We start from the raw sequence: 7098 nt of genomic DNA, 5'->3' as shown, positions 1-7098 counted from the left end.
GCCCGCGTAGGCGACCACGTCCAGCGTGGACATGACCAGGCCCGCGCCGTTGCCGATGATCCCGACCTCACCGTCGAGCTTCACGTAGTTCAGACCCTTGGCCTTGGCCTGAACCTCCAGCGGGTCGCCCTCCTCCGCGAAGGTGAGGCTCTCCAGGTCCTGGCGGAACTCGGCGTTCTCGTCCAGCGTGACCTTGCCGTCGAGCGCGACGACGCGGCCGTCCTTGGTGAGGATGAGGGGGTTGACCTCGACGAGCGTGGCGTCCTTGCCGACGAAGGCGTCCCACAGCTTCGTGATCAGCTCGGCCGCGCCCTCGGCGGCGGCCTGCGGCAGCTTGCCGGCCTTGACGATCTCCGCGGCGACGTCCTTGGGGGCGCCGGTCAGCGGGTCGACGGCGACCTTGGCGACCGCGTCGGGGTTGGTGACCGCGACCTCCTCGATCTCGACACCGCCCTCGGCGGAGCAGATCGACAGGAAGGTGCGGTTGGCGCGGTCGAGCAGGAAGGAGAAGTAGTACTCCTCCGCGATGTCGGAGGCCTCCTCGACCAGGACACGGTGGACCGTGTGGCCCTTGATGTCCATGCCGAGGATCTGCTCGGCCTTGGCCTGAGCGTCCTCGGGGCCGTCGGCCACCTTCACACCGCCGGCCTTACCGCGACCGCCCGTCTTGACCTGCGCCTTGACGACGACTCGGGGCTTTCCGGCGGCGGCGAACTCATCAGCGATGGCACGTGCCTCAGCGGCCGTGCTCGCCACCTTTCCCTGGGGTACGGGAACCCCGTACTCTGCGAAGAGTTGCTTCGCCTGGTATTCGAACAGGTCCACGAGGGTCCGTCCTTGTAACTCGCTGGCTCAGGATGTCTACCGGGGTGGCCTCGTCCGGATCGGCGGTGACGTTCTGAGTAGGTGTCACACAACGCGCAGCCCGCTGGGCTGAGCCGTCTACAGAGATCGAGATCGCCGCGGCGTTGCCACCCGCGACATGCGCAAAGCTTAGTCGCCCGCGATCCGGCCGCCGGACACCGGGGGCGTGTTGCCCCGGCCGATGCCGCCCCGAAAGCCGCTCACGCGGCATCCCAGGCACCCCGGGATGGGAATTCGTGTGACCAGAGACACGATCCATAACAGGGCAAACGCCCGATTCGCCCCACTGTGGGGTTCTCGGCGGGTGCGACGAACATCACGGGCCGACCGGGCACCCGATCGCCCTCACCGCACCGGCGGCGGGACGGTGAACCGTGCGGACGCCGGACCGGCGTCAGGCGGCGTGGGCCGGGCGGATGTTCTCTCGGACCCAGTCGGCGATCTCCGAGGTCGGCGCACCGGGCGTGAAGACGCGCGCGACTCCCATGCGCTCCAGCTCCTCGATGTCGGCGTCGGGGATGATCCCCCCGCCGAACACCCGGATGTCGGTGGCGTCGTTCTCCTTCAACAGCTCCATGACCCGGCCGAACATGGTCATGTGCGCCCCGGACAGCACGGACAGCCCGATCGCGTCGGCGTCCTCCTGCAGCGCGGCGGCGACGATCATCTCCGGGGTCTGCCGCAGTCCGGTGTAGATGACCTCCACACCCGCGTCGCGCAGCACACGGGCCACGATCTTGACCCCGCGGTCGTGCCCGTCCAGGCCCGGTTTGGCGACGACGACCCGTGCGGCACCCTTTGACATGGCGAAACCCCTCAGTGCGTTTCCCCGGCCTCCCGTGCTCCTTGTGAGAGCGCCGCCGGTCGGACGGGGCGGAGATGATGAACTCGTCAGCAGCGTAACGCAGGTCACTGCGGGATGGCGGGCACGGGTGCGGGTATCTTCCGACCATGGGAGAAAACAGCACTGATTTCGACCAGACCAGTACAGAGGAGCTGCGGGAACGCGCCATCGACCTGGCGCGCAAGCGCTGGGACGTACGGTTCTTCTGGCAGCTGCTGCGGATGATCCCGGCCGCCGAGGCGGCGGCGGGGAACGAGGAGGGCAGCCGGGCGAGCATCGCCCAGGCCTCCGGCTTCCTGTACGAGGCACTGTCCGCCGAGTCCGACCCGAAGGTGCACGAGGCCCTGCGCCCCGTCTACATCGAGTACCTGCGCGAGCACGCCGCCGAGGAGAGCGGTGACCCCGGCGGTGGAGGCGGCCCCGGGGCCCCGGACCGGTCCGAGGGCTGACGTCCAGCCACCCGGCTCCCGACCGCCTCAGGACCGCCCGCGGCCCCCTCGGACACCGTGTCCGAAAACCGCCAGCACCGGGGGTCGGCGTCGGGAAGCATGGGTCCCGTGATGGACGACGACCAGCGCTACCGCGCCGTACACAGCCGTGACGCCCGCTTCGACGGAGTGTTCTACACCGCTGTGCGGACCACGGGCATCTACTGCCGCCCGAGTTGCCCCGCCGTCACCCCCAAGCGGGCGAACACCCGGTTCTATCCATCCGCCGCCGCGGCGCAGGAGGCGGGCTTCCGCGCCTGCAAACGGTGCCGACCCGACCTCACGCCCGGATCACCGCAGTGGAACATGCGGGCCGACGTCGTCGGCCGGGCGATGCGGCTCATCCAGGACGGCGCGGTCGACCGGGGCGGCGTCGGCGGCCTGGCCTCGGCCGTCGGCTACAGCGAACGCCAGCTCAACCGGCTCCTCGCGGCCGAGGTGGGCGCCGGCCCGCTGGCCCTGGCACGCACCGAGCGCGCCCAGACGGCCAGGATCCTGGTGGAGACCACGGACATGCCGATGACGGACGTGGCCTTCGCGGCCGGCTTCGCCAGCGTGCGCCAGTTCAACGAGACGATGCGCGCGGTGTTCGACCGCTCCCCCACGCAGATGCGTGAGGCGGGCCACCGCGCCACGTCGGTGGCACCGACCGGCGCGATCACCCTGCGCCTGCCCTACCGGGCGCCCATCGAGCTCGGCACGATGCTGGCCTTCCTCGGCGCGCGGGCGGTGCCCGGCGTCGAGGAGTTCGTCGAGGTCGAGCCGGGAGACGGTGGCTCGGGGGACGGCGCGGCCACGCCGCGGACGCGGGGCGGCGCCCGCCGCTCCCGGTGGGTGTACCGGCGGACACTGCCGCTGCCCCACGGCCCGGGACTGGTGGAGCTGTCGGAGGGCGAGGGCCACGTGCTGTGCCGCCTGCGCCTGACCGAGCCCCGCGACCTGTCCAGCGCCGTCCGGCGGTGCCGCCAGCTCCTCGACCTCGACGCGGACCCCAGAGCGGTGGAGGAGGTGCTGGGCGCGGACCCGCTCCTGGGTCCCCTGGTCCGGGCCCGTCCGGGCCTGCGGTCCCCGGGGCACGTCGACCCGTCTGAGCTGGCCGTCCGTGCCGTCCTCGGCCAGCAGGTGTCCGTACGCGCCGCCCGCACGCTCGCGGGACGCCTCGTCGAACGCTTCGGCGAACCGCTGCCCCCGTGCCTGGTGGCTTCCGGCGGCGGACTGACCCACCTGTTCCCCTCCGCGGAGACGCTGGCGGAGGCGGATCCCACCGACCTGTCGATCCCCGTCTCCCGCGGGCGCGCGCTGACCGGCCTGGCGGAGGCGGTCGCGGTCGGAAAGGTCGACCTGGGGCCGGGCTGCGACCGGGAGGAGACCGAGCGGGCGCTCCTGTCGCTCCGCGGGATCGGCCCCTGGACGGCGGGCTACATCCGGATGCGCGGCCTCGGCGACCCGGACGTGTTCCTGCACGGGGACCTGGGCGTCCGGCTCGCGTTGGAGGCCCGGGGCCGCACGACCACCCCGGGGGCGGCGGCCCGGGACGCCCTCGACTGGAGCCCGTGGCGCTCGTACGCCAACCACCTGCTGTGGGCCTCTTTGGCCGACGCACAGGAGGACCGGGCCGCGGCCGTCCCCGCTCGGAGCGCGGAATGACACCGGGGGTGGCGACCATGGCGCCGAACACGACAGACTCGGAACGGACGAAGGGGACCGGCATGGGCATCGAGCAGGACACACTCCCACTGGACATGGCGATCGAGCGGTCAGCGCCCAGGAGGAGCGAGGTGGAGGAGTTCCGGACGCCGCTCCCGGGCCCCACGCGCTACACCGTCATGGACTCCCCCGTCGGCGAACTGACCCTGTACGGCGACGGCGAGGCCCTCGGCGGCGTGACGACCCCGGCCAAGGACGGCGCGCCGCGACCGGTCCCCGAGCACTGGGTGTCGGACCCGGCGCCCTTCCGCGAGGCGGTCCGGCAGCTGGAGGCCTACTTCGCGGGCGAGCTGACCGTCTTCGACCTGCCGCTCGCCCCGGCGGGCACCCCGTGGCAGCTGCGGGTGTGGGCGGGACTGACGACGATCCCGTACGGGGAGACGTCCAGCTACGGACAGCTCGCGGAGGAGCTGGGCCGGCCGACCGCCTCGCGCGCGGTGGGCATGGCCAACGGCCGCAACCCGATCAGCATCATCGTGCCCTGCCACCGCGTGATCGGAGCGGACGGCACACTGACCGGCTACGCGGGCGGGCTGGAGCGCAAGAAGTTCTTCCTCGCCCTGGAGGCCAGGACCGCCGCCGCACACCGCTGACCCCCGGCCCGGTCAGGCCTCCGGCTTCGGGGTCGGGGACCAGAGTCGGAGCCGCGGTCCGGGCTCCGGCACCCGCGAGGACGGGAGCGAGGGATGCTCGACCCGGTCCGGAAGCGGCGGGGCCGACCGGGTGTTGGACCCGGTATGAGGATCGGACAGGCGTCCCGCGTCAGCGGCGCGAGCGTACGGGCCCTGCGGCACTACGAGGACGAGGGGCTGATCACCCCCGGCCGACACGGCAACGGCTACCGCGACTACTGCGACTTCACGATCGCCCGGGTGCGCCGGGTCCGCTCGCTCCTGGACGTGGGGCTGCCGCTGCGCCTCGTCCGGGAGGTCCTGCCGCACCTGGAGGACGAGGCCACGCCCATCAGCTCCGTGTGCGACGAGTTCCTGGACGAGGTCCAGCGGTACCGCGACAACGTGGCCGCGCGGATCGCCGACCTGGCCGCGCAGCAGGACAGCCTCGACACCTATCTGCGGGACGCCCGCGGCCGGCAGGGGCCGGACAGGGGTTGACCTTCCCCCCGGTGTGAGGGTTCTACCTTCGGGCCATGCGCACCTTCGGCAATCGCCCCTCCGTCGGCACTCCGGTCATGTCCGCCCTGGTTCAGCACTCCCGGCGCGGACCGTCCGACATGGCCCTGGCGACCGATGTCCCCCTGCCCGATCCCGGACCGGACGACCTCCTCCTTCGGGTGACGGCGGCGGGCGTGAACTTCGCCGACGCCATGCAGACCCGTGGCAGCTACGGCGGCGGCCCGGACGCGCCCTACGTGGCGGGTTTCGAGGCCGTCGGCGAGGTCGTCGGAGCCGGACCCGACGTGCGGACGCCGCCCCTCGGAGCCCGTGTGGTCGGCACCGGCCCCGGCGCCTTCGCCCAGTACATGACGATGCCCGCGGCGCGTGCGATCGACGTCCCGGACGGCTGGGCCGACGCGGCGGCTCTGGGGATGGAACTCAACTGGACGACGGCCCTCGCCGCGCTGGTCCCCCTCGGCGGGGTCCGCCCGGGATCGGTCGTCCTGGTCCACGCGGCGGCCGGAGGGGTCGGACAGGCCGCCGTCAGGCTGGCCCTGCACTACGGAGCACGGGTGATCGGCACCGCGTCCCCGGCCAAGCACGACGCGGTCCGGACACTGGGAACCCACGAAGTGCTGGACAGCTCGCATCCTGCCCTCGCCGCGGAGATCATGCGCTTGACGGACGGGGTCGACCTCGTCCTGGAGTCCGTGGGCAGGGCGACATTCGACACGAGCCTGGCGGTGGCGAAACCGATCACCGGTCGCGTGGTGGTGTTCGGCAACAGTTCGGGCGAGGCGACGCTGAACTCCCATGACCTGACCTTCCGCCACCCGGTACAGGTCAAGGGGCTGCACATCGGAACCCTGGCCGCCTCCGCGCCGGGAATGTACGCCGACCTGCTGGGTGAGCTACGCGACCTGGTGTCCGTCGGCGTCTACCGGCCCGGAACACCGACCGTCCATGCCCTGGCGGAAGGACCACAGGTCCTCCGCGACCTGGAGGCGAGGCGTACCCAGGGCAAACACGCCCTGGACCCCTGGACCTGAGTCGCCCACGAGCCGATTCGCTCATTCGCCAGCACGGAGCATTGACTCTCTGTAGCGTTCAGCCATGCCCGGCTTCGATCATGAACTCAAGGTGCGGTTGTTCCAGAACAACCCGGAACTGGCTCCGATCATGCTCCGCGACACCATCGGCTTCCCTGTCCCGGACTACTCACGAGTCGAGCTGGGGTGCACCGATCACACCAAGCTCAAACCCGTCCCGTTCAAATCCGACAGCGTCATCGTCCTCTACGACGAGCACGGGGCCAAGCAGATGGCCATCATCGCGGAGGTACAGCACAAGAAGGATCCGGACAAGCCCTTCTCGTGGCCCCTCTACGTGGCCACGGTCTGGGAGCTGATCCGCTGTCCGGTTCGGCTGATGGTGGTCTGCCCGGACAGCAGCACCGAGCGGTGGGCCAGAGAACCCATCCGGTTCGAGGCGGGCGGTACCACTCTTGCTCCCGCTGTGATGGGGCCGAGCAACACACCGGTCATCGACGACATCGAGAGGGCTCGCGCTCTTCCAGAGCTGTCCGTGCTCTCTGCCGCCGCACACGGTGACGACCCCGCAGTGCTCAAAGCCACCGAGGCTGCCCTCGATCCACTGCCCGATCACACACGTCTTATCTACAATGACTTCATCGAGTCGAAGCTCAGCGAGTCGGCTCGGCTCATGTGGGAGGAACTCATGGCAACCGGCACCTACGAGTGGCAGAGCGACTTCGCCCGCAAGTACGTCGGGCAAGGCCGGAAGGAGGGCCGAGAGGAAGGCCGAGAGGAAGGCCGAGAAGAGGGGCAGCTGCTGGCCAAGCATGATGCGCTCCTGCGGCTGTTGGAGCGTCGGGGCATCCCTGTGAGCGAACACGAACGCTCACTGATCAACGCCTGCGACGACCTCGACCAGCTCGACACCTGGTTCGACCGTGCCATCACCGCCACGACAGCGGAAGAGCTCTTCGACTGAGACGCCCACGACCGTCACGGCCCCGGCAGTGCGCTGGGGCCTTTGATCGCCATCACACTTCACAAGC

At 70.9% G+C, this 7098-nt stretch carries 8 protein-coding genes; 6 read left to right on the top strand and 2 right to left on the bottom strand.

Going from position 1 to position 7098, the window contains the following annotated elements; all coding sequences use genetic code 11:
- Positions 1 to 825 (bottom strand): ATP-grasp domain-containing protein (locus ADL05_RS24525; RefSeq protein ID WP_053619377.1); only part of this gene is annotated, 825 nt, incomplete at its 3' end.
- Positions 826 to 1258: 433 nt separating this feature from the next.
- On the bottom strand, positions 1259 to 1669 hold the full coding sequence (locus ADL05_RS24520) for a cobalamin B12-binding domain-containing protein (RefSeq protein WP_053619376.1): 411 nt from the start codon (positions 1667 to 1669) through the stop codon (positions 1259 to 1261).
- A 146-nt stretch (positions 1670 to 1815) separates the two neighbouring features.
- Between ADL05_RS24520 and ADL05_RS24515 the strand changes: the two genes are divergently transcribed.
- The 6 genes from ADL05_RS24515 to ADL05_RS24490 all read left to right on the top strand — a co-directional run bounded on the left by ADL05_RS24515 (position 1816) and on the right by ADL05_RS24490 (position 7031).
- The gene (locus ADL05_RS24515; protein WP_053619375.1) at positions 1816 to 2157 is read left to right on the top strand and encodes a hypothetical protein; all 342 of its coding nucleotides are present in this window, start codon (positions 1816 to 1818) and stop codon (positions 2155 to 2157) included.
- A 111-nt stretch (positions 2158 to 2268) separates the two neighbouring features.
- Entirely contained in the window at positions 2269 to 3843 is a 1575-nt protein-coding gene (locus ADL05_RS24510; RefSeq protein WP_053619378.1) for an AlkA N-terminal domain-containing protein, read from the top strand.
- A 62-nt stretch (positions 3844 to 3905) separates the two neighbouring features.
- On the top strand, positions 3906 to 4496 hold the full coding sequence (locus ADL05_RS24505; RefSeq protein ID WP_053619374.1) for a methylated-DNA--[protein]-cysteine S-methyltransferase: 591 nt from the start codon (positions 3906 to 3908) through the stop codon (positions 4494 to 4496).
- Positions 4497 to 4640: 144 nt separating this feature from the next.
- Positions 4641 to 5015, top strand: a complete 375-nt coding sequence (locus ADL05_RS24500; RefSeq protein ID WP_053619373.1) for a MerR family transcriptional regulator — start codon at positions 4641 to 4643, stop codon at positions 5013 to 5015.
- Between the two features lie 35 nt (positions 5016 to 5050).
- Positions 5051 to 6067, top strand: coding sequence for a zinc-binding dehydrogenase (locus ADL05_RS24495; protein ID WP_053619372.1), 1017 nt, complete (start codon positions 5051 to 5053; stop codon positions 6065 to 6067).
- A gap of 64 nt (positions 6068 to 6131) precedes the next feature.
- Entirely contained in the window at positions 6132 to 7031 is a 900-nt protein-coding gene (locus ADL05_RS24490; protein WP_053619371.1) for a hypothetical protein, read from the top strand.
- Positions 7032 to 7098: the final 67 nt, after the last annotated feature.

Origin of the sequence: Nocardiopsis sp. NRRL B-16309 (assembly GCF_001279585.1) — a bacterium.
Classification (GTDB): Bacteria; Actinomycetota; Actinomycetes; order Streptosporangiales; family Streptosporangiaceae; genus Nocardiopsis.
The sequence above is the reverse complement of the archived record's forward strand: the minus strand, read 5'-3'. Positions and strand labels throughout refer to the sequence as shown.

Bases quoted from the DNA above. Each gene is read 5' to 3' on its own strand.
- ADL05_RS24520 (WP_053619376.1), bottom strand. From the start codon at position 1,669: ATGTCAAAGGGTGCCGCACGGGTCGTCGTCGCCAAACCGGGCCTGGAC.
- ADL05_RS24515 (WP_053619375.1), top strand. From the start codon at position 1,816: ATGGGAGAAAACAGCACTGATTTCGACCAGACCAGTACAGAGGAGCTG.
- ADL05_RS24510 (WP_053619378.1), top strand. From the start codon at position 2,269: ATGGACGACGACCAGCGCTACCGCGCCGTACACAGCCGTGACGCCCGC.
- ADL05_RS24505 (WP_053619374.1), top strand. From the start codon at position 3,906: ATGGGCATCGAGCAGGACACACTCCCACTGGACATGGCGATCGAGCGG.
- ADL05_RS24500 (WP_053619373.1), top strand. From the start codon at position 4,641: ATGAGGATCGGACAGGCGTCCCGCGTCAGCGGCGCGAGCGTACGGGCC.
- ADL05_RS24495 (WP_053619372.1), top strand. From the start codon at position 5,051: ATGCGCACCTTCGGCAATCGCCCCTCCGTCGGCACTCCGGTCATGTCC.
- ADL05_RS24490 (WP_053619371.1), top strand. From the start codon at position 6,132: ATGCCCGGCTTCGATCATGAACTCAAGGTGCGGTTGTTCCAGAACAAC.